23 protein-coding genes are annotated in these 26867 nt (G+C 39.5%); 13 read left to right on the forward strand and 10 right to left on the reverse strand.

The genetic code is table 11. The annotated features are described in order from the left end of the window. Nucleotides 1-51 precede the first annotated feature (51 nt). From NYR63_RS07790 to cysE, 4 genes are all read left to right on the forward strand, one after another. Nucleotides 52-501 (forward strand): rhodanese-like domain-containing protein, encoded by a 450-nt coding sequence (locus tag NYR63_RS07790; RefSeq protein ID WP_009875212.1) that lies wholly within the window; start codon nucleotides 52-54, stop codon nucleotides 499-501. 24 nt (nucleotides 502-525) lie between these two features. Next, complete coding sequence (gene secB, locus NYR63_RS07795; RefSeq protein ID WP_279457027.1) at nucleotides 526-1026, forward strand: protein-export chaperone SecB; 501 nt, start codon at nucleotides 526-528, stop codon at nucleotides 1024-1026. 186 nt (nucleotides 1027-1212) lie between these two features. Continuing rightward, complete coding sequence (gene gpsA / locus NYR63_RS07800; protein ID WP_279457028.1) at nucleotides 1213-2223, forward strand: NAD(P)H-dependent glycerol-3-phosphate dehydrogenase; 1011 nt, start codon at nucleotides 1213-1215, stop codon at nucleotides 2221-2223. 11 nt (nucleotides 2224-2234) lie between these two features. Then, the gene (gene cysE / locus NYR63_RS07805; protein ID WP_279457029.1) at nucleotides 2235-3050 is read left to right on the forward strand and encodes a serine O-acetyltransferase; all 816 of its coding nucleotides are present in this window, start codon (nucleotides 2235-2237) and stop codon (nucleotides 3048-3050) included. Nucleotides 3051-3266: 216 nt separating this feature from the next. Here the strand turns inward: cysE and tuf are convergent, their stop codons facing one another. From tuf to NYR63_RS07845, 8 genes are all read right to left on the reverse strand, one after another. After that, on the reverse strand, nucleotides 3267-4451 hold the full coding sequence (gene tuf, locus NYR63_RS07810; protein ID WP_009875214.1) for an elongation factor Tu: 1185 nt from the start codon (nucleotides 4449-4451) through the stop codon (nucleotides 3267-3269). Nucleotides 4452-4512: 61 nt separating this feature from the next. Beyond that, nucleotides 4513-6618: an elongation factor G gene (gene fusA, locus NYR63_RS07815; protein WP_279457030.1), complete on the reverse strand. Its 2106-nt coding sequence runs from the start codon at nucleotides 6616-6618 to the stop codon at nucleotides 4513-4515. Nucleotides 6619-6717: 99 nt separating this feature from the next. Further along, the gene (gene rpsG / locus NYR63_RS07820; RefSeq protein ID WP_005619841.1) at nucleotides 6718-7188 is read right to left on the reverse strand and encodes a 30S ribosomal protein S7; all 471 of its coding nucleotides are present in this window, start codon (nucleotides 7186-7188) and stop codon (nucleotides 6718-6720) included. 138 nt (nucleotides 7189-7326) lie between these two features. Beyond that, the gene (rpsL, locus tag NYR63_RS07825) at nucleotides 7327-7701 is read right to left on the reverse strand and encodes a 30S ribosomal protein S12 (RefSeq protein WP_005543325.1); all 375 of its coding nucleotides are present in this window, start codon (nucleotides 7699-7701) and stop codon (nucleotides 7327-7329) included. 120 nt (nucleotides 7702-7821) lie between these two features. Next, nucleotides 7822-8781: a lipopolysaccharide heptosyltransferase RfaC gene (rfaC, locus tag NYR63_RS07830; protein WP_279457031.1), complete on the reverse strand. Its 960-nt coding sequence runs from the start codon at nucleotides 8779-8781 to the stop codon at nucleotides 7822-7824. A 74-nt stretch (nucleotides 8782-8855) separates the two neighbouring features. Continuing rightward, the gene (gene waaF, locus NYR63_RS07835; protein WP_279457032.1) at nucleotides 8856-9893 is read right to left on the reverse strand and encodes a lipopolysaccharide heptosyltransferase II; all 1038 of its coding nucleotides are present in this window, start codon (nucleotides 9891-9893) and stop codon (nucleotides 8856-8858) included. A gap of 81 nt (nucleotides 9894-9974) precedes the next feature. Continuing rightward, nucleotides 9975-10379, reverse strand: coding sequence for a GlcNAc transferase (locus tag NYR63_RS07840; protein ID WP_279457033.1), 405 nt, complete (start codon nucleotides 10377-10379; stop codon nucleotides 9975-9977). Nucleotides 10380-10500: 121 nt separating this feature from the next. After that, on the reverse strand, nucleotides 10501-11907 hold the full coding sequence (locus NYR63_RS07845; RefSeq protein ID WP_279457034.1) for a LysM-like peptidoglycan-binding domain-containing protein: 1407 nt from the start codon (nucleotides 11905-11907) through the stop codon (nucleotides 10501-10503). Between the two features lie 306 nt (nucleotides 11908-12213). On the opposite strand from NYR63_RS07845, the gene NYR63_RS07850 reads away from it, so the two are divergent. The 7 genes from NYR63_RS07850 to NYR63_RS07880 all read left to right on the forward strand — a co-directional run bounded on the left by NYR63_RS07850 (nucleotide 12214) and on the right by NYR63_RS07880 (nucleotide 20958). Beyond that, complete coding sequence (locus NYR63_RS07850) at nucleotides 12214-12558, forward strand: ComEA family DNA-binding protein (RefSeq protein ID WP_279457035.1); 345 nt, start codon at nucleotides 12214-12216, stop codon at nucleotides 12556-12558. 149 nt (nucleotides 12559-12707) lie between these two features. Continuing rightward, nucleotides 12708-13598 carry an archaetidylserine decarboxylase gene (gene asd / locus NYR63_RS07855; protein ID WP_279457036.1) on the forward strand — a complete coding sequence of 297 codons (891 nt, stop codon included), beginning with the start codon at nucleotides 12708-12710 and terminating at the stop codon, nucleotides 13596-13598. A 116-nt stretch (nucleotides 13599-13714) separates the two neighbouring features. Beyond that, complete coding sequence (gene hsdR / locus NYR63_RS07860; protein WP_279457037.1) at nucleotides 13715-16078, forward strand: EcoAI/FtnUII family type I restriction enzme subunit R; 2364 nt, start codon at nucleotides 13715-13717, stop codon at nucleotides 16076-16078. 83 nt (nucleotides 16079-16161) lie between these two features. After that, nucleotides 16162-17631, forward strand: coding sequence for an HsdM family class I SAM-dependent methyltransferase (locus NYR63_RS07865; RefSeq protein ID WP_005599897.1), 1470 nt, complete (start codon nucleotides 16162-16164; stop codon nucleotides 17629-17631). An 8-nt stretch (nucleotides 17632-17639) separates the two neighbouring features. Then, nucleotides 17640-18635 (forward strand): virulence RhuM family protein, encoded by a 996-nt coding sequence (locus NYR63_RS07870; protein WP_279457038.1) that lies wholly within the window; start codon nucleotides 17640-17642, stop codon nucleotides 18633-18635. Then, the gene (locus NYR63_RS07875; protein WP_279457039.1) at nucleotides 18632-20101 is read left to right on the forward strand and encodes a restriction endonuclease subunit S; all 1470 of its coding nucleotides are present in this window, start codon (nucleotides 18632-18634) and stop codon (nucleotides 20099-20101) included. Before NYR63_RS07870 ends, NYR63_RS07875 begins: the two co-directional genes overlap by 4 nt. 53 nt (nucleotides 20102-20154) lie before the next feature. Then, the gene (locus NYR63_RS07880; RefSeq protein ID WP_279457040.1) at nucleotides 20155-20958 is read left to right on the forward strand and encodes a tyrosine-type recombinase/integrase; all 804 of its coding nucleotides are present in this window, start codon (nucleotides 20155-20157) and stop codon (nucleotides 20956-20958) included. Nucleotides 20959-20997: 39 nt separating this feature from the next. Here the strand turns inward: NYR63_RS07880 and NYR63_RS07885 are convergent, their stop codons facing one another. Then, complete coding sequence (locus NYR63_RS07885; protein WP_279457041.1) at nucleotides 20998-22371, reverse strand: restriction endonuclease subunit S; 1374 nt, start codon at nucleotides 22369-22371, stop codon at nucleotides 20998-21000. Between the two features lie 101 nt (nucleotides 22372-22472). On the opposite strand from NYR63_RS07885, the gene gshAB reads away from it, so the two are divergent. Then, nucleotides 22473-24746 (forward strand): bifunctional glutamate--cysteine ligase GshA/glutathione synthetase GshB, encoded by a 2274-nt coding sequence (gene gshAB / locus NYR63_RS07890; RefSeq protein WP_279457042.1) that lies wholly within the window; start codon nucleotides 22473-22475, stop codon nucleotides 24744-24746. Nucleotides 24747-24836: 90 nt separating this feature from the next. On the opposite strand, the gene NYR63_RS07895 is transcribed toward gshAB, so the two are convergent. Next, nucleotides 24837-25457 carry a MerR family transcriptional regulator gene (locus NYR63_RS07895; RefSeq protein WP_115587549.1) on the reverse strand — a complete coding sequence of 207 codons (621 nt, stop codon included), beginning with the start codon at nucleotides 25455-25457 and terminating at the stop codon, nucleotides 24837-24839. Between the two features lie 198 nt (nucleotides 25458-25655). On the opposite strand from NYR63_RS07895, the gene NYR63_RS07900 reads away from it, so the two are divergent. Further along, nucleotides 25656-26858, forward strand: coding sequence for an aromatic amino acid transporter (locus tag NYR63_RS07900; RefSeq protein WP_279457043.1), 1203 nt, complete (start codon nucleotides 25656-25658; stop codon nucleotides 26856-26858). Nucleotides 26859-26867: the final 9 nt, after the last annotated feature.

Genomic DNA, 26867 nt, shown 5'->3' on the forward strand with positions numbered 1-26867 from the left:
AAATTTCTCTAAAAATGACCGCTTTCTTTTTAACAAGAAGAGAATTTAGTCATGGATTTAACATTTACTCAACAGCTCCAACAATTTATTGCGGCTCATCCTATTTTAATTTTTGCTTGGGTTGCCTTAGTGGTTGCGGTTTTATTCAATTTTTATAAAGGCATAACCAGCAAATATAAAATCGTTGAAAATGCTCAAGCAACACAATTAGTTAATAAAGAAGAAGGTATTTTCCTCGATCTACGTTCGGAAGATGAATTCCGTGCGGGGCATATCGTTGAAAGTCATCATATTCTGCCGAGTGAAATCAAAGCCAATAATGTTCATCCGATCGAGAAATACAAAGATCGCCCGGTTATCTTAGTTGATAGCAACGGTTTCTCTGCCGGTTCAAGTGCGGATTTACTTGCCAAACAAGGTTTCGCTAAAGTGTATGTATTAAAAGAAGGTATTTTAGGCTGGAAAGCTGCGAATCTTCCGACAGTTAAAAAACATAAATAATTTAAATAGATTAAAGGAAATATTATGGCTGAAGAAAACCAAGTGGCCGCTCAAGAAGAAGCGCAAACTCCGTTCGAACTTCAAATTCAACGTATCTATATCAAAGACGTTTCATTCGAAGCTCCGAATCTACCGACTATTTTCCATCAAGAATGGAAACCTCAATTAGGTTTTGAACTTGATACGGAAACTAAACAGTTAGATGAAGATCTCTATGAAGTAGTATTACATATTAATGTTTCGACTACATTAGAAGATAGCGGCGATACCGCATTTATCTGTGAAGTGAAGCAAGCGGGCGTATTCACAATTAAAGGTATAGAAGGCATTCAATTGGCACATTGCCTCGCATCACAATGCCCGAACGTGCTTTACCCTTATGCTCGCGAATTAATTTCCAGCTTAGTAAACCGTGGTACCTTCCCTGCATTAAATTTATCTCCGGTAAACTTCGATGCGTTATTTATGGATTACTTACAACGTCAAGAAGCGGAGCAAAATGCAGAAACCCCTGCAGTAAACTAATCTCTTTTAAGGTATGCATCCTTTGCATACCTTTTCTTTTTCTCATCTCAGGCAATAACTCAAAACTTTGCATAGGTTTAAATAAGCGCAATTGACGGATTTATCTCAAATGATATATTGAGCGTTATTGTTTAACAGCCTATACGGATTCTAATTTCAAAATATTCATCATATAAGGAAAGTATAATGAGTAACGTCTATTCGGCACCCGTTACTGTTTTAGGTGCTGGTTCTTACGGCACCGCTCTGGCAATCGCACTTGCACGTAACGGACATAAAACCTACCTATGGGGACATCAACCGGAAAAAATGGCGGTGTTGGCAACCGAACGAATGAATAACGCTTTTTTACCGGATATTGCTTTTCCCGATGCCTTAGAGATTGAAAGTGACTTAGTTCAAGCCATTTCCAAAGCCAAAGATATTTTAATCGTTGTACCAAGTCATGTATTTGCCGATGTGCTAAAACAAATAAAGCCTCTGTTAAGTACCCATCATCGTATTATATGGGCAACGAAAGGGTTGGAACGTAATACCGGACGACTATTACAAACCGTAGCACAAGAAATTCTTGGTAATCAATACCCGTTAGCGGTGCTATCTGGGCCGACATTTGCCAAAGAACTCGCTCAAGGCTTACCGACAGCTATCGCACTGTCCTCAACAGACAGCCAATTTGCCGACGAAATGCAGCAACGTATTCACTGTGCTAAAGCGTTTCGAGTCTATTTGAACAACGATATGGTAGGTGTGCAATTAGGCGGTGCGATTAAGAATGTCATTGCAATCGGGGCAGGTATTTCCGATGGAATGGGCTTTGGTGCTAATGCAAGAACGGCACTTATTACGCGCGGTTTAGCTGAGATCAGCCGTTTAGGCGCATCACTTGGTGCAAATGCCAATACTTTTATGGGTATGGCGGGACTTGGCGATTTGGTACTAACTTGCACCGACAACCAATCGCGTAACCGTCGTTTCGGTTTAATGCTCGGGCAAGGAAAATCTGCTGAGGAAGCTATGGCGGAAATCGGGCAAGTGGTGGAAGGTTTCCACAATACCAAAGAAGCGTATTTACTGGCTCAGACCCAAAGTGTCGAAATGCCGATTGTCGAACAAATCTATCAAATGTTATTCTGCGGTAAGAATGCGCATGATGTTGCTACGAGCCTATTAGGGCGTGAACGCAAAGGCGAATAAAGAGGTTTTAGATGAACGAAAGTGAACTTAATCAAATTTGGAAAAATATTAGAGAAGAAGCCCAAGAACTTGTCGATAATGAACCGATGCTTGCCAGCTTTTTCCATGCGACTATTTTAAAACATAGCAATTTAGGCGGTTCGTTAAGCTACATTTTAGCGAATAAACTCGCTAACCCGATCATGCCGGCAATCGCATTAAAAGAAATTATCGAAGAGGCCTATCAAGCTAACCCTCAAATTATTGCCAGTGCCGCTTGTGATATTGATGCGGTTCGAACTCGAGATCCTGCAGTAGATAAATGGACAACACCGTTGTTATATTTAAAAGGTTATCATGCAATCCAAAGTTACCGTGTTACTCATTACCTTTGGCAGCAAGGGCGTAAAGCATTAGCTATTTATCTACAAAATGAAATTTCCGTGGCATTTGACGTAGATATTCATCCCGCTGCCAAATTAGGTTGCGGTATTATGTTTGACCACGCAACAGGTATTGTAGTGGGTGAAACGGCAGTGATTGAAAATGATGTATCTATTTTACAAGGCGTAACTCTTGGTGGTACCGGTAAAGAGCACGGCGATCGTCATCCTAAAATTCGTGAGGGCGTAATGATTGGTGCCGGTGCGAAAATCTTGGGTAATATTGAGATAGGACGTTATTCAAAAATCGGTGCCAATTCAGTTGTATTACAGCCTGTTCCTGATCACGCTACCGCAGCGGGTGTACCGGCTCGTATTATTGGGCAATCATCTGTACAAAAACCGGCTTTTGATATGAACCAATATTTTGAAGATATCGAAGGGACTTATGGAGACGGAATTTAGCCGTTAGCAAAATCTCATAAAAATCAGACCGCTTATTGCACAACAAGCGGTCTTTTTCATTGCTTTTTCTTTCGTCTCTCATGATTTTCCGCGTATTTATTCATAACCGGCATAACTAATCCGTTACCTTAATACCCATCATAAAAAACAAAAAGGCGTGTCTTTCAACACGCCTTCTCTTTAGCATTTCACTTCAAATATTAAGCTAAAACTTAATTATTTGATGATTTTCGCTACAACGCCCGCACCTACTGTACGACCACCTTCACGAATCGCAAAACGTAAACCTTCGTCCATCGCGATTGGGTGAATTAAGCTTACAGTCATTTTGATGTTGTCGCCAGGCATTACCATCTCAACACCTTCAGGTAATTCGATTGTACCTGTTACGTCTGTTGTACGGAAGTAGAACTGTGGACGGTAACCTTTGAAGAATGGAGTATGACGACCACCTTCTTCTTTTGATAATACGTAAACTTCTGATTCGAAGTCTGTGTGTGGAGTAATTGTACCCGGTTTCGCTAATACTTGACCACGTTCGATTTCTTCACGTTTTGTACCACGTAATAATGCACCAACGTTTTCACCCGCACGACCTTCGTCTAATAATTTACGGAACATCTCAACACCAGTTACGGTTGTTTTCGTAGTTTCTTTGATACCTACGATTTCAACTTCTTCACCTGATTTGATGATACCACGTTCAACACGACCTGTTACTACCGTACCACGACCAGAAATTGAGAATACGTCTTCGATTGGTAATAAGAATGGTTTATCAATCGCACGCTCTGGCTCTGGAATGTATGTATCTAAGTGGTGTGCTAACTCAAGAATTTTTTCTTCCCACTCCGGCACGCCGTTTAACGCTTGTAACGCTGAACCACGTACGATTGGTGTATCGTCACCCGGGAAGTCATATTGAGAAAGAAGTTCACGTACTTCCATTTCTACTAATTCTAATAACTCTTCGTCATCTACCATGTCGCATTTGTTTAAGAATACGATGATGTATGGTACGCCTACTTGGCGACCTAATAAGATGTGCTCACGAGTTTGTGGCATTGGGCCGTCTGTCGCTGCTACTACTAAGATTGCACCGTCCATCTGCGCCGCACCGGTAATCATGTTTTTAACATAGTCCGCGTGTCCCGGGCAGTCTACGTGTGCGTAGTGACGTGTTTCCGTATCGTATTCAACGTGTGAGGTGTTGATGGTGATACCACGCGCTTTTTCTTCCGGCGCGTTATCGATTTGGTCGAATGCACGTGCCGCACCACCGAAGTGTTTCGATAATACAGTCGTGATCGCTGCTGTTAAAGTTGTTTTACCATGGTCAACGTGACCGATTGTACCCACGTTTACATGGGGTTTTGTACGTTCAAATTTTTCTTTAGACACTTTGATAGCTTCCTAGAAATAAGCCTCTGCCCTATTGCCGAGGCTTTAGTTAAAAGATAAATTATTTAGCTTTACGAGCTTCAATAATTGCATTAGCAACACTTGTCGGTGCTTCAGCGTATTTTAATGGTTCCATTGAGTAAGATGCACGACCTTGAGTTTGTGAACGTAAGTCTGTTGCATAACCGAACATTTCTGATAACGGAACTTCCGCATTGATCTTAACCACGAACTCATTCGCTTCTTGACCGTTCACCATTGCACGACGACGGCTTAAGTCACCGATTACATCACCCACGTAGTCCGGTGGAGTTTCCACTTCAACTTTCATGATTGGCTCAAGTAATACAGGGTTAGCTTTTGCGAACGCTGATTTAAACGCTAATGATGCTGCAAGTTTAAACGCTAATTCTGATGAGTCAACATCATGGTATGAACCGAAGTGTAAACGTACACCGACATCAACTACAGGGTAACCCGCTAACGGACCTGATTTAAGTTGCTCTTGGATACCTTTATCAACCGCAGGGATAAATTCGCCAGGAATTACACCACCTTTGATTTCGTTTACGAACTCATAACCTGGACCTTCCGGATCTAATGGGTATAAGTCGATAACAACGTGACCGTACTGACCGCGACCACCAGATTGTTTTGCGTGTTTACCTTCAACATCTTTAACTGTTGTACGGATAGTTTCACGGTAAGATACTTGTGGTTTACCAATGTTCGCTTCAACTTTAAATTCACGACGCATACGGTCAACGATAATATCTAAGTGTAACTCACCCATACCGGAGATGATGGTTTCGCCTGATTCTTCATCTGTGTGAACACGGAATGAAGGGTCTTCTTGAGCAAGACGACCTAACGCTAAGCCCATTTTCTCTTGGTCAGCTTTAGTTTTCGGTTCTACCGCTACAGAGATTACCGGTTCCGGGAATTCCATACGCTCAAGGATGATTGGTGCGTCTTGTGCACATAATGTATCACCTGTACCAACATCTTTTAAACCGATTGCCGCAGCGATGTCGCCCGCGCGAACTTCTTTGATTTCTTCACGTTTGTTTGCGTGCATCTGTACGATACGACCGAAACGTTCACGTTTTTGTTTAACTGAGTTGTAAACGGTATCACCAGAGTTAATTACGCCTGAGTAAACACGGAAGAAGGTTAAGTTACCAACGAATGGGTCTGTTGCAATTTTGAATGCTAAAGCTGCGAAAGGCTCTTCATCGCTTGCGTGACGCTCACCTTCGGTTTCATCTTCATTGATACCTTTAATTGCCGGGATATCTGTAGGTGCAGGTAAATATTCAATTACTGCGTCAAGCATTGCTTGAACACCTTTGTTTTTAAATGCAGAACCACAGCAAACAGGGATAATTTCGTTCGCTAATACACGCTGACGTAAAGCCGCTTTGATTTCTTCTTCGGTTAAATCTTCACCACTGAAGAATTTTTCCATTAACTCTTCTGATGCTTCAGCCGCCGCTTCAACTAACATTGCACGACGTTCTTCACATGCTTCTAACATATCCGCAGGAATATCTTCATATGTGAAAGTCATACCTTGGTCTGCTTCGTTCCAGTTGATTGCTTTCATTTTAATTAAATCAACTACGCCTTTGAAGCTATCTTCTGAACCGATAGGAAGTTGTAATGCAACAGAGTTACCGCCTAAACGAGTTTTGATTTGATCAACAACGCGTAGGAAGTTAGCACCGGTACGGTCCATTTTGTTTACGAACGCAATACGTGGTACTTGATATTTATTTGCTTGGCGCCATACGGTTTCTGATTGAGGCTGAACACCACCTACCGCACAGTAAACCATTACCGCACCGTCAAGAACACGCATTGAACGTTCTACTTCGATTGTAAAGTCCACGTGTCCCGGAGTATCGATAACGTTGATACGGTGTTGTTCAAATTGTTTAGACATACCGGACCAGAACGCTGTTGTTGCAGCAGAGGTGATGGTAATACCACGCTCTTGCTCTTGTTCCATCCAGTCCATAGTAGCTGCACCATCGTGCACCTCACCAAGTTTATGACTCACGCCTGTATAGAATAAGATACGCTCAGATGTAGTTGTTTTACCTGCATCGATATGCGCACTGATACCAATATTACGGTAGCGTGAAATAGGGGTTGTACGAGCCATTATATTATTACCTTGTTTGGAATTTAATATGAGTTTAAATAAGGGTAAGGCTTCATCGCAAATTTTGTGATGAAGCCCTGCAAGCATATTGCTAAACGATTACCAACGGAAGTGAGCAAACGCTTTGTTAGCTTCAGCCATACGGTGAACGTCTTCACGTTTCTTAACAGCCGTACCTTTGTTATCCGCTGCATCTGAAAGTTCGTTTGCTAAACGTAATGCCATTGATTTATCACCACGTTTACGAGCCGCTTCAACAATCCAACGCATAGCTAATGCGTTACGACGAGAAGGACGAACTTCAACCGGTACTTGGTAAGTAGAACCACCAACACGACGAGATTTAACCTCTACTGTCGGACGAACGTTTTCTAACGCTGCTTCGAATGCTTCTAAAGCTTCTTTACCAGTACGTTGTGCTAAAGTTTCTAAAGCACCGTAAATAATTGATTCTGCTGTAGATTTTTTACCATCTACCATTAAAACATTAATAAATTTCGCAAGTAACTCTGAACCGAACTTCGGATCTGGAAGAATTTTGCGAGGTTCAACACTACGACGACGTGGCATTGCAAATACTCCGTTTATATATTCAGGATAATCCAAAACTCATCTATTGTGTGTGACTACACATCACGATTGACTGGAGTTTATGGTTTAAATTTTTTTGATTAATTTAGACGTTTGGCCTTACTTAACGGAGATCCATTAAGCCTTAGGACGTTTAACGCCGTATTTAGAACGACCTTGTTTACGGTCTTTAACGCCTGCACAGTCAAGTGCACCACGTACAGTGTGATAACGCACACCCGGTAAGTCTTTAACACGACCACCACGGATTAATACAACACTGTGTTCTTGTAAGTTATGACCTTCACCACCGATGTATGAAGTTACTTCAAAGCCATTTGTTAAACGAATACGGCACACTTTACGTAATGCTGAGTTCGGTTTCTTAGGTGTAGTAGTGTATACACGAGTACACACGCCACGTTTCTGCGGGCAAGCCTCTAATGCAGGAACGTTGCTTTTTACAACCTTTTTCACACGCGGTTTGCGTACTAATTGGTTGATAGTTGCCATTTAAAAGCTCCAGTTAAAATTATAAAAATAAAATTAAAAATACCCTTTCAAAGACGAAAGGACGGTAGATTTTATTGTTATACGGACCAAAAGTCAAGTATCCGACTCGGGATAAATTGATTATTCCGTGATCAATGTTTCTAAGGTTTGCAATACCCGATAAGGTAAAATATTCGCCATACCGTTTCCGCTCAGATAATGCTGATTTTTGCCGTAAGCACCGATTAATTTTGGGTCGGTTGCACCGTATAAAATCACGTTTTGTTTATCTAATGCGGCAGCTAAGTGGCTTAGTCCGGTATCAACCGACAATACGACCTTCGCACCGGCAATTTGCTCCGCCAGTTCGGTTAAGGATAATTTCGGTAATATCACGACATTCGTTGCTGTTTCCGCCAAACGTATCGCTCGCTCTCTTTCCGCCTCATTCCCCCACGGCAAACGGACTTCAATACCTTGTATGCTTAATTCTAAAATTACTTCTCGCCAATATTCTTCTTTCCAATGTTTATCCGCTCGAGTCGTCGCATGAATAGCTAACACATAAGCGGTTGAATTTTCATTTTTTTTGGCAAAACGCATGGCAATGCCATAATCGCCCAATCTATCGGGGAGCGTGTAATTCAGTGACATCGCAAATAACTGACGAATCCGTTCCACCGAATGTTGCTGATAAGCGATATTAAACGTGTGATCATAAAACAGGCTACTTAAACCTTCTCGAGCCGAATGTTTATCGTAACCGTATTTCGATCCTTTCGCCTGCTTGGTGGCAAATACTGCACTTTTAATCAACCCCTGCGCATCAATCACCGCATCATATTCCGTCGAGCGGAGTTGCTTCAGATAATTTTGCCATTCCAGCCAGGTCTGGCGTTTACATAAGTTCTTACGCCAACGACGAATCGCTAACGGCACGACCTTATCAACCGCCGAATGCCAATGCGGAATTTCACTAAAATTTTCTTCGATTACCCAATCGAATTGAATATCCGGAATTGCTTGTTGAGCATCGGTTAAGGCCGGTAAAGTATGAATCACATCTCCCATTGAGGAGGTTTTTACAATTAAAACTTTCATTTATTTATCTTTTGAATTGAGATAAACAAGCGGTCTAAATCTGCAAAGTTTTTGCAAAAAATGACCGCTTGCAATTAGCCTAACAACGTCTCTAATTTTTTAATCACCATTTCCGGCTGAATATCAATCAGACTCTGATGATAGCCTTCGGCAGCTTCACCTTTGCGAATCTTAATCAAACCGCCATCAATTAAGCGAATAATCACAGCCTTATCGGAAAGCGGCGGCGTATATTGCGGACTGGTCGGTCCGTAAAGCGCAACCAACGGTTTGCCAAGTGCTGCGGCAATATGCATTAATCCGGAATCATTACTTACCACCGCATGACAATCGGCAATTAAATCAACCGCTTGATTCAAGTCGGTTTGCCCCGCTAAATTGACACAATAACGCTGTAAATTGTCCGCTAAACTTGCACGGATTTGTTCACCGACCTCTTTATCTTTATTAGAACCGAACAGATGTACCGCATAACCTTTTTCAATCAGCATTTCCGCCAATTTAGCATAATGATAATGCGGCCAACGTTTTGCCGGCCCGAATTCCGCCCCAGGGCAGAAGCCGATTGCCGGACGCTGTTCGGCATATTCAAACTGTTTGGCAAATTTCGCTTTAGTTGCAATGATCTCAGCCGCTTGCGTTTGTAGATAAGGTACCGGCATCGGCAATGTTTTAGCATTCGGCACGGCATTTTTCTCAAAAGCCAATGCAACATAACGTTGCACCATCATCGGATAATCTTGCTTGTTATTGCGTAAATCATTTAACAAGAAATAGCGACTTTCGCCTTTCCAGCCGCGGCGCACCGCAATTTTGGCAAATAGCGGAATAAATGCCGATTTAAGTGAATTAGGTAAAACAATCGCCATATCGTATTGATTGCGCAGCGATTTTCCTAATTGATAACGCTCACATAGTCGGAACGAACCATGTCCAATCGGCATCGAGATCGCTTTACGTACTTCCGGCATTCGAGCAAGTAACGGACGACACCAATCCGGTGCCATCACGTCAATTTGACAAGTCGGGTATTGAATTTTGAGTTGTTGATACAGTGCATGCGACATCATCATATCGCCGACCCAAGACGGGCCAATAATTAAAATATTCATTAAGTCCTTTTCCCTAAAATAACAAGCGGTTATTTTTACTTCGAAACTTGCAAAAATCTAAGTAAATTTAACCGCTTATTGTTATTTAGCTTTACAGTCACTTGCCAACACGTTGCCGCTGTTATCCGAAAGCACGGCTATGCCGTCCAATCCTTCAAACCAAGTCCAACGTATATTGCTATATTTTTCACCGCCTACTTTGGCAACGACCGGTGACAGCGTATGTTTAGCATTACCATAAGTGACCGCAATAGCCTGATTGGCATTTGCTCTTCGCTTACTTTTTATATCTTTTTTAGATTGGTAACGTTGCACTTTGATAACAACATCATCTTTACAAAGAAATTCTGTTGCCGTTTGGCTTTTTACCACACTAATTTTTTCCGTAGGTTTTATTGTAGTCGGCACCAGCTTATTTACAAATTGTACGCGTTGTACCTGTTCAATAGGTGCTTCCAGCGGCTTACAACCAACAATAACCAACATACTTATTGAGCATATAATCGCACTTTTCTTTTGAATAAAAAAAGACACCTCAATAAACCCCTCTTTCCTTAAAAATTGAAAGAAAAAGAGCAACGGCTATAACGTTGCTCTGTAATATTTATTATTTAAAGCTATAGCTGCCATCCGCTTGACGAGTAAACTTACCGCCGGAACCGATATTCATTTCAACTACGCGGTTATTCTTATCCAAACGAACCGTAACACGCTCACCGACTTTCAAGTTACTGACGACGTTGTTCACTTTACTCATAGCATTTACATCCGAAATATTTAACTGATTATCACGGAACACTTGCATTAATGAAGTACTTTTCGGTACGGTTAATGTTTTACTTGAAACCACACCGCTTGTCGTAGTAGCAACTGCCGGTTTAACCGCCTTAGCCGCCGTTTTTTCTACCGTCTTACCTTGCTCTACATTTTTAACTAACTGATCTAATTGAGCGTTCTTAGCTTTCTTCGCATTAAACTCATCTGCGGTCATTGCCTTAACTTTCGGCTGTTTAGGCTCAGCTTTTTTGTTATCCGCTTTATTTTCCGACTGATGAATCACGCTGCCTTGCGTTTTAGGTTTAGCCACTTCAGGTTGTACAACAGGTTTATTGACTACCGCCGCCGTTTCAGTTGCAGTCGCACTATTTACTGCCGGTACCGTAGCTTCCGTTGTAGTCGGTGTTACCGATTCTGCCGGAGTATTTGTCGCGTTTGTTGCACCGGCTTCCGCTGTCGATTGTTGCGTTTGCTGCGCAGCTTGTTGTTGCGCTAGAGCTGCCGCTTCCTGTTCGGCTTTCGCTTGTGCTTCCGCTCGTTTCGCTTCTTCCTCATCAACCGGTCGGAATTCAATTGGTAACGAACCGCCTTGTTGAGCTTGTAATTCTTCTACCGTTTCCGGCGCACTTGGTTTTAACCAAAAGAAAATACCGGCTAAAATCGCCGCAAGACCGGCTACAAGCCCTAAACGACGGAATTTTGAAGGTACTTTTACGATAGGTGCTTCCGGTTTTTCCACATTAGATACCGGAATAACTCGTTCCATATTATTCGTATTCATCGTTGGTTTTTCCTCTGTTACCGTTTTCTCAACTTTCACAGTTTCAACTTTACTTTTTTCCACATCGTCTTCAACGGGAGAAAATGCAAAACCTGAGTTTTTAGCGGTGGATTTTACTGTATCCGTTTCTGGAGTTGTAACTTTATTTACCTGTTCGGCAGCTTTCAGCGTGTCTGTCGTATCACTGTCTGTATGAGTTGAGAGTTTCATTTCATTGTTCACTCGTTGAGTTTCCTCAATTGATTTTAATGTTGTCGTTTCATCAACCGGACGCGTCATAGTCGGCGTAAAAGTATAACTAGGTACTTTAGTTGAATGTAACGATACCGTAGCGTTTACTACGCTTTTTTCGATAACGTCCGAATTAATTTTTTCTACAGTTTGTTCTGTTGAGCTTACCGTATTAGAAGATGATTCGCCAAATGTTGGCTCTTTGCGGAGATGATTATGTGACATTTAAATATCCAAATATTAGAGTAGAAATAGACCAAATAGATTTTTCATATTTTAAAGTATTTCCGCTCAATCAGCACACGCTTTTTCAGAAAAATTCCATTATCTGTATGAAATCATACAGAAATTACTGCTCATTCTATTTAAATCGCTACTAAAAAAGTTATTTCTCCGTCAATTTTATTTTATGACAACAAATTTTGTGACTTTCTCGATCCGTATCGCAAAAATATATTTGTTAAATTGCTCGATATGATACGGACTTGTAAATTGTTCTCGAAACATTATGAATTAAAAAGGAGAACACTTATGAAAAAACTTACCACACTTAGCATTAGCTTCATGATTGCTCTGCTATCCGGCAATACGATAGCTAAACCAAATCAAGTATCCGCATCGGAACCTACACCTGTTATTCAACAAGCGACTATGACGGGAAAAGCTGTCGAGAAACAGAATCAAGTTAATATCAATACGGCTGATGCGGCGGAAATAAAAGCGAAACTAGTCGGCATCGGCGAGAAAAAAGCACAAGCGATAGTCGATTATCGCACCAAAAACGGTTCTTTTATTACTATAGAGCAACTTACCGAAGTATCCGGTATCGGTAAAGCAACGCTAGAGAAAAATCGTGAACGCATTGTACTAGAGTAAGAAATCGGGCTGAGTCGAACCATTCATACTAGGCATCTCTATTAGATAATCTATAGGCTCAGCCCTCTTGATAACTATTAGGTAAATTTCTTTCCTTTCTGTTATACTTCGCGACTATTTATATAATTGCATAAAAAGGATACAACCTAATGTCTTTAAAGTCATACTCTACTCCTACTTATTGGCAACGTGTGAAAGTCGCCTTTCAATATATTTTTCCGCAATTACCTGTTACACGTGTAGCCGGTTGGTTGGCAGAACAAAAATGGGGTGTTGTAACCCACTTTATTATTCGTGCATTTGCTAAACAATATAATGTGAATTTATCGGAAGCCCAAAAAAGCAATGCGTCTGATTACGCCACATTTAATGAGTTCTTTATTCGTCCGTTAAAAGAAAATGCTCGTCCGATTAACCAAGACGCACAAGCACTTTGCTTACCTGCCGACGGTAAAGTAAGCGAATCGGGCAAAATTGAAGATGACCGTTTACTACAAGCTAAAGGTCATTTCTTTACGCTTGAAACATTATTAGCAAACGATCAAGAAATGGCGAATAAATTTAAAGACGGTCATTTTATTACCACTTATTTATCGCCGCGCGATTACCACCGCGTACATATGCCGTGTGATGCGACATTACGTAAAATGATTTATGTACCGGGTGAATTATTTTCGGTAAATCCGTTCTTAGCTGAACACGTGCCGAATTTATTTGCACGTAACGAACGTGTAATTTGCGAATTTGAAACCGAATTCGGGCCGATGGTGCAAATTCTTGTCGGTGCAACAATTACGGCAAGTATGAGTACCGTTTGGGCAGGCGTGATTAATCCGCCCCGAGCAAAAGATGTTGTGGTATATCACTATGAAACCACCGGAGAAACAGCGGTGCATCTGAAAAAAGGTCAGGAAATGGGTGCTTTCCGTTTAGGTTCAACCGTAATTAACCTCTTCCCGAAAGATAGTGTTGAATTCGAAGCTCACCTACAAGCCGGCGTAGAAACCCAAATGGGTGAGCGTTTGGCAAAAATAAAATAAGCGATTCAAACGTAAAATGTATTTATAAAAGGCGTAAGGTAACTTACGCCTTTTGTTTTTCTAAATAAATCTTTCTGATATTATTCCGATAAGAAAAACTTATCGGAAGGAAAGCCATGTTTAGTCCAGCAGAAAAACGTCAGATGTCCGAAGCAGATATTCGTTCAAAATTCATTACACCTGCAATTAAAAATGCAGGTTGGAGTGATCGACATATTAGCGAGGAATATTCTTTTAAAGTTGATAAACCATTTACCGATGGACAGATGATTGTTGATCCTAAAACTAAACTAGCCAGCCGCAAAGAAGCAAAACGAGCGGACTATATTTTATATCAATCAAAAAATCATAAGATTGCGGTAGTAGAAGCGAAGGATTATAAACATTCGCCAAGAGATGGTTTACAGCAAGCAATGGATTATGCAAGAGACTTGGGAGCCTCTTTTGCCTATAGCTCAAATGGTGATGAGTTTGTTGAGCATGATTTTATTACGGGTGTTCAACGTACTTTGCCAATGTCGCAATTCCCGACTCCACAAGAACTTTCTGAACGTTGGAGCAAACAATATACACCCGAAGAATTGAAAATTATCCAACAGCCTTATTACACCAGTGCAAGTGATAATTTCAAAGAGCCACGCTATTACCAAGAGAATGCAATCAATCTTACCATTGAAGCGGTGGCAAAAGGACGAAATCGCATCTTATTGGTAATGGCAACGGGAACAGGGAAAACTTACACCGCTTTCCAAATTATTCATCGTCTAAAAGCCAGTGGGGCAAAACGTAAAGTCTTATTTTTAGCAGACAGAAATGTGTTAGTCGATCAGCCGATGACCCAAGACTTCAAGCCATTTAAAGACAAAATGGTTAAAGTGAGCAATAAAAAATTAGATAGCTCGTTTGAAGTCTATCTTGCACTCTACCAGCAATTAGATGGCGAAACGGATAACGAATTATTTAAGCAATTCCAACCGTCATTTTTTGACTTAATCATCATTGACGAATGTCACCGTGGCAGTGCCAAAGAAGATTCTAATTGGCGTGCAATTTTGAACTATTTTAACGAAGCAACGCACATTGGTATGACCGCAACGCCAAAAGAAACTGCTGATGCAAGCAATATCAGCTATTTTGGCGATCCGATTTACACCTACAGCCTAAAACAAGGTATCGAAGATGGCTTTTTAGCCCCTTATCGGGTTATTCGAGTGGATTTAGATTGCGACTTAAAAGGTTGGCGACCAACCAAAGGTTTAACCGACAAAAATGGAGAATTGGTAGAAGATCGTCTTTATACCATTAAAGATTTTGACTACAACATTATCTTAAACGACCGCACTCGCCTTGTCGCAGAACGCATCACAGAATTTCTCAAGAAAACCAACCGCTTGGATAAAACCATTGTGTTCTGTGCCAATATCAATCACGCACAGCGAATGGTGGCGGAGCTTTCTCGCTTAAATGCCGATATGTTGGCAAAAAATCCCAAATATATTCGCCAAATTACAGGCGACCAAACAGGTAAAAATGACGATTTAGAAGCCTTTTGTGATGTACAAAATGAAGGGAATGCTTACCCTGTCATCGCAGTAACATCAAAATTAATGACTACGGGTGTAGACAGCAAAACCTGCAAATTAGTGGTGCTTGATGCCAACATTCAGTCAATGACCGAATTTAAGCAAATCATTGGGCGTGGCACACGTTTACGCACCGATGCAGGCAAAGAATTTTTTACTATTTTGGATTTTCGTGGTGTAACTCGCCTTTTTGCTGATCCTGCTTTTGATGGTGATCCAGTAGCTATTCTTGAACTGCCTGAAAATAAACCATTTAATGACAAAGAAAATAACGAAAAAAATAACCGCACTTCCAAACCAACTGATCAAGTAAAAGAAGATGGTGGTGAATATAAGCCCGCTATTATTGTGGAGGCTGGCAGCTTAAAACTTCGAATTCTGGATGAAAAAGTGCAATATCTCAACGAACAGGGCGAACTGGTTTCAGAGGATATTGATATTTTCTCTCAACGTGAAATTCAAAAAGATTTCTCATCTTATGAGCAATTCCAGCAAAGCTGGACTACAAGCGGTGAGATTTTCTTGAAATTTTACACCGATGAAAAATGGCTTAATTCTCTGCGGAAGAAAAATCAATTTGGTAGCCAATTTGATGATTATGACGTTATTCGCAAAGTTGCTTACGGCAAAATGCCGATAACGAAGCAAGAGCGAATCGAGAAAGCGAAAAAGAGCGACTATTTAGCCCAATACTCCGAAGAAAATCGCCAAGTGTTGGGGCTGTTGCTTGATGAATATGTGAAATCAGGCACTAAAGATCTTAGTAAAACTGAATTACTACAAACACCAAAGTTTAGAACATTTGGAGGTTTACTCCCTATTCTGAATAAGTTTGGGGGCAAAGAACTTTATCGAAAAGCGGTAAAAGGCTTAGAAAAAATTATTTATTCTGATTAATTTTATAAGCGGTTAGATTTTATAAGAAATTTGTAAAATTTTCTAAAATCTGACCGCTCTTTCTCGTTTATATAGGACACAAAATGAGTTTAAACAATTTAGTAAAACGTCTGCAAGATGTGATGAGAAATGATGCTGGCATTAACGGTGATGCCCAACGTATCGAACAAATCGTATGGATTCTATTTTTAAAAATCTACGATGCCAAAGAACAGGAGTGGGAGCAAATCGACGATAATTACCATTCTATTTTGCCCGACTTTTTACGTTGGCAAAATTGGGCGAAAGATAACAAAGACGGTAAAGCAATGACAGGCGATGAATTGCTCAACTTCGTCAATAACGAGCTCTTTCCAGCATTAAAAAACTTACCGATTTCAGCTGAAACACCAATGAATCAAAAGATCATTCGTGCCGCTTTTGAAGATAATAACAACTATATGAAAAATGGTATTTTGCTTCGCCAAGTGATTAATATCATTGATGAAATTAACTTCGAGCAATATCAAGAACGCCACGCTTTCGGCGATATTTATGAAAATATCCTGAAAAGCCTACAAAGTGCGGGCAATGCAGGAGAATTTTATACACCAAGAGCAGTAACCGATTTTATGGCAAAAATGATTAAGCCTAGATTAGGAGAAAAAATTGCTGATTTTGCTTGTGGTACAGGTGGATTTCTCACGTCGGCATTAAAAGAATTAGATAAACAAAACGATTCTATTAATGATAAAAATCTACTTAGCAATTCTGTTTATGGCATTGAGAAAAAGGCTTTACCGCATTTACTTTGCATTACTAACTTGCTATTGCACGACATTGATAACCCAAATGTGCATCACGACAATGCCTTAGAAAAGCCCGTCAAAGACTACACAGAGAATGATAAATTTGATGTTATTTTGATGAACCCGCCTTATGGTGGTAGCGAAATTGAGCAAATCAAAACCAATTTCCCGTCCGCTCTCCGCAGTAGCGAAACCGCCGACCTGTTTATGTCGGTAATTATGTATCGCTTAAAGAAAAATGGGCGTGTAGCAATCGTGTTGCCTGACGGTTTCTTATTTGGTACGGATAATGCCAAAATGGCGATTAAGCAAAAATTGATGAGTGAAATGAATTTGCATACGGTAATCCGCTTACCGCATAGCGTGTTTGCTCCTTATACATCGATTACCACCAACATTCTGTTTTTTGATAATACCGAGCCGACTAAAGAAACGTGGTTTTACCGCTTAGATATGCCACAAGGCTACAAAAATTTCTCCAAAACTAAACCAATGAAATTGGAGCATTTCAACGAGGTAATGGAATGGTGGCACAACCGCCAAGCGATTGAAATTGATGGCTTTGATAAAGCGAGATGTTACAGCTATCAAGAAATTGCGGATCGCCAATTTAACATTGATCTATGTGGTTTCCCACACGAGGAAGAGGAAATTTTACCGCCTGATGAACTCATTGCAAATTATCAGCAAAAACGTACCGCTTTAAATGCCGATATTGATCGCATTTTAGGCGAAATCACTCAAATTTTGGGGATTAAATTATAGGTGGAAAAATGTCTGATTTAATAATTTACAACACTGAAGACGGCAAAAGTAAAGTCTCACTTTTTGTTGCAGAAAATGAAGTTTGGCTAACCCAAAATCAGCTTGCCGAACTTTTTGATACCTCTGTGCAAAATATCGGCACACATATAAGAAATATCATTGAAGACAAAGAGTTAGATGAAATTTCAGTTATAAAAGATTTCTTTATAACTGCCGCTGACGGTAAAAATTACAGCGTTAAACACTATGCTTTAGCAATGATTTTAGCTATTGGTTTTCGTGTGCGTAGCCCACGAGGTGTGCAATTTAGACGTTGGGCAAATAGTAGTTTACGCACTTATTTAGAAAAAGGATTTTTAATGGACGATGAACGTCTGAAAAATCCGAACGGACGAGTTGATCACTTTGATGAATTACTGGAACGAATCCGAGATATTCGAGCCAGCGAAATGCGTTTTTATCAAAAAGTGCGGGAACTATTCAAGCTTTCTAGCGACTACGATGCGACCGACAAAGCCACTGAAATGTTCTTTGCTGAAGCACAAAATAAACTGATTTACGCTGTTACCCAACAAACCGCAGCAGAACTCATCTGTAACCGTGCAAATGCGGAATTACCAAATATGGGGCTAACCACTTGGAGTGGCGAGAAAGTGTTGAAAGCAGACATTATCGTTTCAAAAAATTATCTCAATAAAGACGAAATTGATACGCTCAACCGCCTAACGGTCATCTTCCTAGAAAGTGCGGAGCTAAGAGCTAAAAATCGCCAAGATTTAACCCTACGCTTTTGGCAAAACCGTATTGATAGCATTATTGAAGATAATGGTTTTCCTGTGCTGGCGGATAAAGGCAATAAAATCCGCCAACAAATGAAAGAATTTACTGATGAACAGTATGCCCTTTTTAAACAAAAGAGACGTGAAATACTCGCATTAAATGCCGAACAAGATGACTTAAATACCCTTGAAGCAATCGGAAAAAAGGTTAAACAAACACGATGAAAGCTCAACAACTCAAAAATGCGATTTTACAGCTCGCTATTCAAGGCAAGCTCGTGCCACAAGATCCAACTGATGAACCTGCTTCGGTCTTGCTTGACAAAATTAAGCAAGAAAAAGACCGCTTGATCGCAGAAGAGAAAATCAAAAAAAGCAAAAAAGCTACCGATAATCTTCCTTCAACCGAGTTGCAAGATTTTCCCTTTGAAATTCCCGAGAGTTGGGTGTGGGTGAGGTTAGAAGATATTTTTCATTTACAAGCTGGGAGGTTTATTTCTGCTTCAGAAATTTATGGAGAATATAAGGAAGGTTTATATCCCTGTTATGGTGGAAATGGTTTAAGGGGATTTGTTAAAACTTATAATCGAGAAGGTAAATTCCCAATAATTGGTCGTCAAGGTGCATTATGTGGAAATATCAATTTTGCAGAAGGTAAGTTTTATTCTACAGAACACGCTGTTGTTGTAGAAACATTTTCAAATACCGATACTCTATGGGCAAATTATTTTCTTATTCAATTAAATTTAAATCAATATGCTACTGCTACGGCACAGCCAGGATTAGCAGTAAATAAAATTAATGATGTTTTAATCCCCCTCCCCCCACTAAACGAACAAAAACGTATCGTGGCGAAAATTGAAGAATTACTGCCTTATATTGAGCAATATGCAGAAAAAGAAGAAAAACTGACCGCACTTCATCAGCAGTTTCCTGAGCAGTTGAAAAAGTCGATTTTACAGGCGGCAATTCAAGGGAAATTAACTAAGCAAGATCCGAATGATGAGCCTGCTTTGGTATTGATTGAGCGGATAAAAGCGGAGAAATTACGCCTAATTGCCGAGAAAAAACTGAAAAAACCAAAAGTGGTATCAGAAATTATCCTTCGTGATAATTTGCCTTATGAGATTATTAACGGTGAAGAGCGTTGTATTGCCGATGAAGTACCGTTTGAGATACCTGAAAATTGGTGTTGGGTGAGGTTGGGGGAAATAGGAGAAACCAATATAGGACTTACCTATGCACCTAATGATGTCGTCTTAGAGGGAACAATTGTATTACGCTCTGGTAATATCCAAAATGGTAAGATCGATGTTTCATCTGATGTTGTCAGGGTTAATTTAAATATTCCAGAAAATAAAAAATGTTATAAAAATGATTTATTAATTTGCGCAAGAAATGGAAGTAAAAATCTTGTTGGAAAAGCAGCTATTGTAGATAAAGATGGATATTCATTTGGAGCTTTTATGGCAATTTTCAGAAGCCCTTTTTATCAATATATATACTATTATTTATCTTCCCCATTATTTAGAAATGATTTTGATGGTATCAATACAACAACCATTAATCAAATTACACAAAATAATTTAAATAATAGGCTAATTCCACTCCCTCCACTTAATGAACAAAAACGCATTGTAGAAAAAATCGAAAAATTATTTTCTACTTTGCAAAATTTAGAGCGTAATTAACCGCTTAAATCTTTTTATCATACTGATTTTTCAACCAAAACAGGAGAATCAGTATGATTATTTCTTTTCAAAAATACCTTTCTAATAAAGATCTTGCAAAAAATAGTATCTCTGCTTATTTATTTGCTGTGAAACAGTTTTACAAATTATACCCCAATGTTACAAGGGGCAATTTAAAAGAATATAAAGTCTTTTTAATTGATCGCTATAAGCCACAAACGGTTAGTTTAAGGCTACGAGCAATAAATTGTTATTTAGAATTTATTAAAAAAGAAAAATGGAAGTTAAGCTTTGTTAAAGTTCAGCAAAAGCCATTTTTAGAAAATGTGATTAGCGAAGCGGATTATTATTATTTTAAACAGAAATTAAAGGAAGATAATGAATTGTATTGGTATTTTGTTATTCGCTTTATGGCTGCAACAGGATCAAGGGTAAGTGAGTTAATTCAAATCAAAGTCGAGCATATTAACATTGGTTATTTAGATCTTTATTCTAAAGGTGGAAAATTAAGACGAATTTATATTCCTCAAGCATTGCAACAAGAATGCCAAATATGGCTAAAACAGACAAATAAAATTTCTGGGTTTATTTTTCTGAATAAATATGGCGAGCGTATTACCACTCGTGGTATTGCTGGGCAATTAAAAATTCTAGCAAAAAGGTATAAGCTTGATCCAAAAGTTGTTTATCCTCACTCATTTCGTCATCGCTTTGCTAAAAGTTTTTTAGAGCATTTTAATGATATTGCCTTTTTAGCTGATTTAATGGGACACGAAAGTATTGAAACCACCAGAATTTATTTAAGAAAAACAGCAACAGAGCAACAAGCCATAATTAATAAAATTATTGATTGGTAAAAATAAAGCTCCCCTTGTTAAGGGGAGATTTTTAAGCGGTTAAGTATGAGATAAATTTTGCAAAGTAGAGAATAAAGTTTCTATTTTTTCTACAATGCATTTTTGTTCATTAAGCGGAGGAAGTGGAAACAGATAATTTACAATTTTTTCCTTAGATATATTTGGTTGTCCGCTACCTTCGCTACGTTTTTGTAATTCCGTTTTTTGCGACATTAAATAATAAAACAGATATTTATTATAAATTCCTGTATACGGAATACACGCACAACATGCCTGATTTGTAGTTGCTTCAATATTTAATATGCCTAATTTACCTATTGTTGCACCATACATTGCAATTAAAACTGAACCGACAGGATTTAATTTTACAGATGTTTTTTCTATAGCTAACTCTGTAATATATTCTGGGATTTCAGTAATTATCCCATCATTTAAATCACCCGTTTTCAGCCAAGGAATTGTACCATTTTCATAATATTTAGGCTTATGGCGATTAGGTGTTGCTCCCGCTCCCCAATTACCAATTTCCCCCAACCTCACCCAACACCAATTTTCAGGTATCTCAAACGGTACTTCATCGGCAATACAACGCTCTTCACCGTTAATAATCTCATAAGGCAAATTATCACGAAGGATAATTTCTGATACCACTTTTGGTTTTTTCAGTTTTTTCTCGGCAATTAGGCGTAATTTCTCCGCTTTTATCCGCTCAATCAATACCAAAGCAGGCTCATCATTCGGATCTTGCTTAGTTAATTTCCCTTGAATTGCCGCCTGTAAAATCGACTTTTTCAACTGCTCAGGAAACTGCTGATGAAGTGCGGTCAGTTTTTCTTCTTTTTCTGCATATTGCTCAATATAAGGCAGTAATTCTTCAATTTTCGCCACGATACGTTTTTGTTCGTTGAGTGGGGGGATTGCTATTGGCAAATTATATAATTTATCATCATTGATTGCAGGATAAGCAACACCTACCATTTCTTGATTAACAAAATCAGTAAATACAGAGCTTAATAAATAGTAAAATAAATATTTATGATAAAAATTGGTAAATACATTCATTACGGCAAATGCTGTACTTGCTATTGGCTCATATTGGAAATCTTGTTCTAATATACAAATATTTTGTAAATAAGGACGAACAGTTGAGTATAAAATAGAATTTTTCTGAACAATCTTTCTTGCCCTAGATGGAGCCTGATCTGGTGCTAAAATATTTTCTAAGCTATTTAATTTATGGATTTTATTATTTATAAGACCTACATCTATGTAAAAAAAACGCTCATTAGGTGTTTTTTGCCCTAAATTAAAAATAATATTCCCCAATTTTTCAATTTCCCAACTCTCAGGGATTTCAAAGGGAAAATCTTGCAACTCGGTTGAAGGAAGATTATCGGTAGTTTTTATAACCAAATCATCTACTATCTTATCAATCGGCTATAAAACCAATCAAAAAAGTATGTTATTTTAGGAGCAGGACTACGTCTAACGCATTTATCGCGAAAGGGAAAGCTATGAAATTACAACAACTGATTAAAACTCATCACCTTGGTTTACTGTTTCAACAAGGTAAATTTGGTATTGAAAAAGAAAGCCAACGCATTGATAATAAAGGGAATATTGTTACTACCGCCCATCCTAGCGTTTTTGGTAACCGCAGTTATCATCCCTATATTCAAACCGATTTTGCAGAAAGTCAGTTAGAACTTATCACACCGCCAAACGATAAATTGGAAGACACATATCGTTGGCTATCGGCTATTCACGAGGTAACGTTACGTTCGTTGCCCGATGATGAATATATTTTCCCATTCAGTATGCCTGCCGGTTTACCACCGGAATCCGAGATCAAAGAAGCACAATTAGATAACGAATGGGATGTGAAATATCGTGAACACCTTTCTGCCATTTATGGCAAATACAAGCAAATGGTGAGCGGTATTCACTATAATTTCCAAATTTCCGAAGAATTTGTCGAAAGCGCATTTGCATTACAAACGGAATACCCCAATAAAATTGCGTTCCGCAATGCGCTATATATGAAATTAGCCAATAACTTTTTACGTTATCAATGGATTTTAGTTTATTTGCTTGCCGCAACCCCAACTGTAGAAGCGCAATATTTCGGTAAAAACTCACCGCTTGCAGAAGGGCAATTAGTACGTAGTTTACGTTCTAGCCCGTATGGCTATGTCAATGCCCCTCATGTGGTGATCAATCATGATAGCCTGCAACAATATGTCGAATCGCTAGAACATTTTGTAGCAACCGGTGATTTATTAGCGGAAAAAGAATTCTATTCGAACGTACGTTTACGCGGTGCGAAAAAAGCACGTGAATTGCTTGAGAAAGGGGTTAAATATGCGGAATTCCGTTTATTTGATCTCAATCCGCTTTCACCTTACGGTATTGAACTTGCCGATGCCAAATTTATTCATCTGTTCTTACTTGCGATGTTATGGATGGATGAAACAAGCGGTCAAAAAGAAGTCGAACTTGGCACACAAAAATTATATCAAGTCGCACTTGAAGATCCTCATTCGCACACTGCGTTCCAAGCGGAAGGTGAAGCGATCCTTAACCTGATGCTGGCAATGCTGGATGATCTTTCTGTACCACAAAACGAGAAAGATTTATTACAACAAAAACTGGCACAATTTGCTGATCCGAGCCAAACGGTAAACGGTCGTTTATTAGCTGCAGTTGAACAAGCCGGCGGCTATAAAGCACTCGGTGCACAACTTGCTCAACAATATAAAGCGCAAGCATTCGAGCGTTTTTATGCGATTTCCGCTTTCGATAATATGGAGCTTTCTACACAGGCTTTGTTATTTGATGCAATCCAACAAGGCTTACAGATCGAATTGCTTGATGAAAACGATCAGTTCCTCGCACTCAAATTCGGCGATCATCTCGAATATGTGAAAAACGGCAATATGACCAGTCACGATCAGTATATTTCTCCATTAATTATGGAAAATAAAGTCGTGACCAAAAAAGTATTGGCGAAAGCCGGTTTTAATGTGCCGAAAAGCGTTGAATTTACCTCGGTAGAACAAGCGGTGGCACACTATCCGTTATTTGAAGGTAAAGCGGTGGTAATTAAGCCGAAATCAACTAATTACGGCTTAGGTATTACAATTTTCCAGCAAGGCGTGACGGATAAAGCCGATTTTGCCAAAGCGATTGAAATTGCGTTCCGTGAAGATAAAGAAGTGATGGTGGAAGACTATTTAGTCGGCACCGAATACCGTTTCTTTGTGTTAGGCGATGAAACACTGGCGGTATTGTTACGTGTGCCGGCGAATGTAAAAGGTGATGGCATACATACGGTGCGTGAATTGGTGGAAGCGAAAAACAGTGATCCTCTACGAGGCGATGGCTCTCGTTCGCCATTGAAGAAAATCGCCCTCGGTGACATCGAATTGCTTCAGCTTAAAGAGCAAGGTTTAACGCCTGATTCGATTCCGGCTGACGGGCAAATCGTACAATTACGTGCCAACTCTAATATTAGTACCGGCGGCGACTCAATCGATATGACCGATCAAATGCACGACAGTTATAAACAATTAGCGGTTGGTATTGCCAAAGCGATGGGAGCAAAAGTCTGCGGTGTGGATTTAATCATTCCGGATTTGACCAAAGCCGCCGAGCCGTCTCTGCGTTCATGGGGTGTGATTGAAGCAAACTTTAACCCGATGATGATGATGCATATTTTCCCTTACCAAGGAAAATCTCGCCGTTTAACCAAAGCCGTGTTAAAAATGCTGTTCCCTGAACTGCCTTAATAACAATCAAGCGGTCGAATTTGCAAAATTTTCTGCAAATTTGACCGCTTGTAACATGATAGATATCGCTAAAATAGTGAAAAGTAAGGGTTAATACTTTACTAATTGCGAATTTAAGATATACGGCTTTAATAACAATAAAATATTGAAAAAGTGTTTCAAACGTTCTTCTTGCCCTTCTTCTTGCATCAGAATTTCTCCGCCGATTGTCATCTCTTGACGCGCTAAATTTTTCGCTGTTTCCGCATAACTTTCTAATAATTGGAATTCCTGTGCATCACATTGGCTAAGAATAGCCAACATATCACGATCTTTTTCACTAAACTTCCCATTCGTCGGATTCATTAAGCCCATTTCTACAAATTCATCTAGTTCAACTTCAGTAATACCGAATTCCGAACAAATCTCACTCGCTAACAAATGAGCATCTTCCATACCATTTAGAATATCTAACGATCCCATTAAGCTTTTATAAGGATTATTCAGATCAAAATCCGGCTGGGCAAATACGGTTTTGATCTGTGAAATCGTTGCGTTGAAATTCGTTTGGAGATATTTAATAAATTCAATTAATTGGATATTGCTTTCATCATATAAATGAAAGTTCGGCTTGTCTTTCAACGGCTCCGGTAATAACCCCTCTTTAATATAATAAAGAATGGTTGATTTAGGCGTGTTAGTTAATTTGGAAAGATCGTTCATCTTCAACATAATAAGTTCCTTCGGATCCAATTTCGGATCTATTTTAGACAATCTATTCAAAAGCGTAAAGTTTTAGTATTCACTATTTAGCTAAAAATGGCATTTTATTACAATAAAATACACTTTTTCTCTATAAGACTATTTTTTAATAAGTTAGTTTATGGCACAATACTATTACTTTATTGTACTACTTCAATAGGATATTTTATGCAAAAACAGCCAACACTTTTTGGTGGCGCTTGTATCATCGCCGGTGTCTGCGTAGGTGCAGGTATGCTTGGACTCCCGACTTCCGGTGCGGGAGCTTGGACAATGTGGTCTATTCTTGCACTGGCTTTCACCATGATTGTGATGACATTTTCCGGCTGGTTATTACTTGACGTCTATAAAAACTACGACCTACGCGCGTCTTTCAATACCGTTACCAAAGACTTATTAGGTAATAAAATTAATGCGTTAAATAACCTTGCGGTCTATTTTGTCGGTGGGATTTTACTTTACGCTTACACAACCGCTTCCGGTGGGATTTTAGAAAATCTCACCAAATCGGTGATTGATTTCGGTGAATTCAGTTCACGTGTTTGGTCGGTACTATTCGTGCTGATTTTCTCGTTCTTTGTATGGCACTCTACTCGCTTGGTAGATCGCATTTCGGTGCTATTAATTATCTTTATGGCACTTTCCTTTGCGTTCAGTATCTCGGGTCTGGTCAGTAATATTGATAGCAATATTTTATTCGACCAGCAAAATGAGAGCGGAGAATATGCCAAATACGCATTAGCGATGCTGCCGGTTGCACTAACCTCTTTCGGCTACCACCACTCAGTCTCTTCAATGCGTGCTTATTACGGTGAAGTGAAAAAAGCAAAATATGCGATTGCCGGCGGAACTTTTATTGCGTTAGTGCTTTATTTACTGTGGGTGATCAGCATTTTCGGCAATTTACCGCGTGCGCAATTTGCACCGGTGATTGCAAGTAACGGTGATTTAGACGTGTTACTCAATACGATTGGTGAAGTAGTGCAGTCGCCGTATGTGAAACAAGCGATCAATGCCTTTTCTATGGCGGCAATTCTGTCTTCTTTTATCGGAGTTGGGCTAGGTACGTTTGACTTCTTGGCGGATTTCTTCAAATTTGACAACAGCAAATTAGGCAGAAGCAAAGCATGGGCAGTAACTTTCTTACCTCCACTAGTATTCTCATTACTTTCACCGCTCGGCTTTTTAAAAGCAATTGGTTACGCAGGTGCGGTGGCAACCCTTTGGACTTGTATGATTCCGGCGCTATTAGCCTATAAAGCGAAAAAAGGTAATCTGGTTATGATTGGATTGGTATTCTTATTCGGTGTTTGTACTGCGGTGTTCCATTTCCTTTCAATGTACGAAATGTTACCAATGTTTAAAGGCTAAACCATTTAT

Source organism: Actinobacillus genomosp. 1 (genome assembly GCF_029774175.1).
Lineage (GTDB): Bacteria > Pseudomonadota > Gammaproteobacteria > Enterobacterales > Pasteurellaceae > Actinobacillus.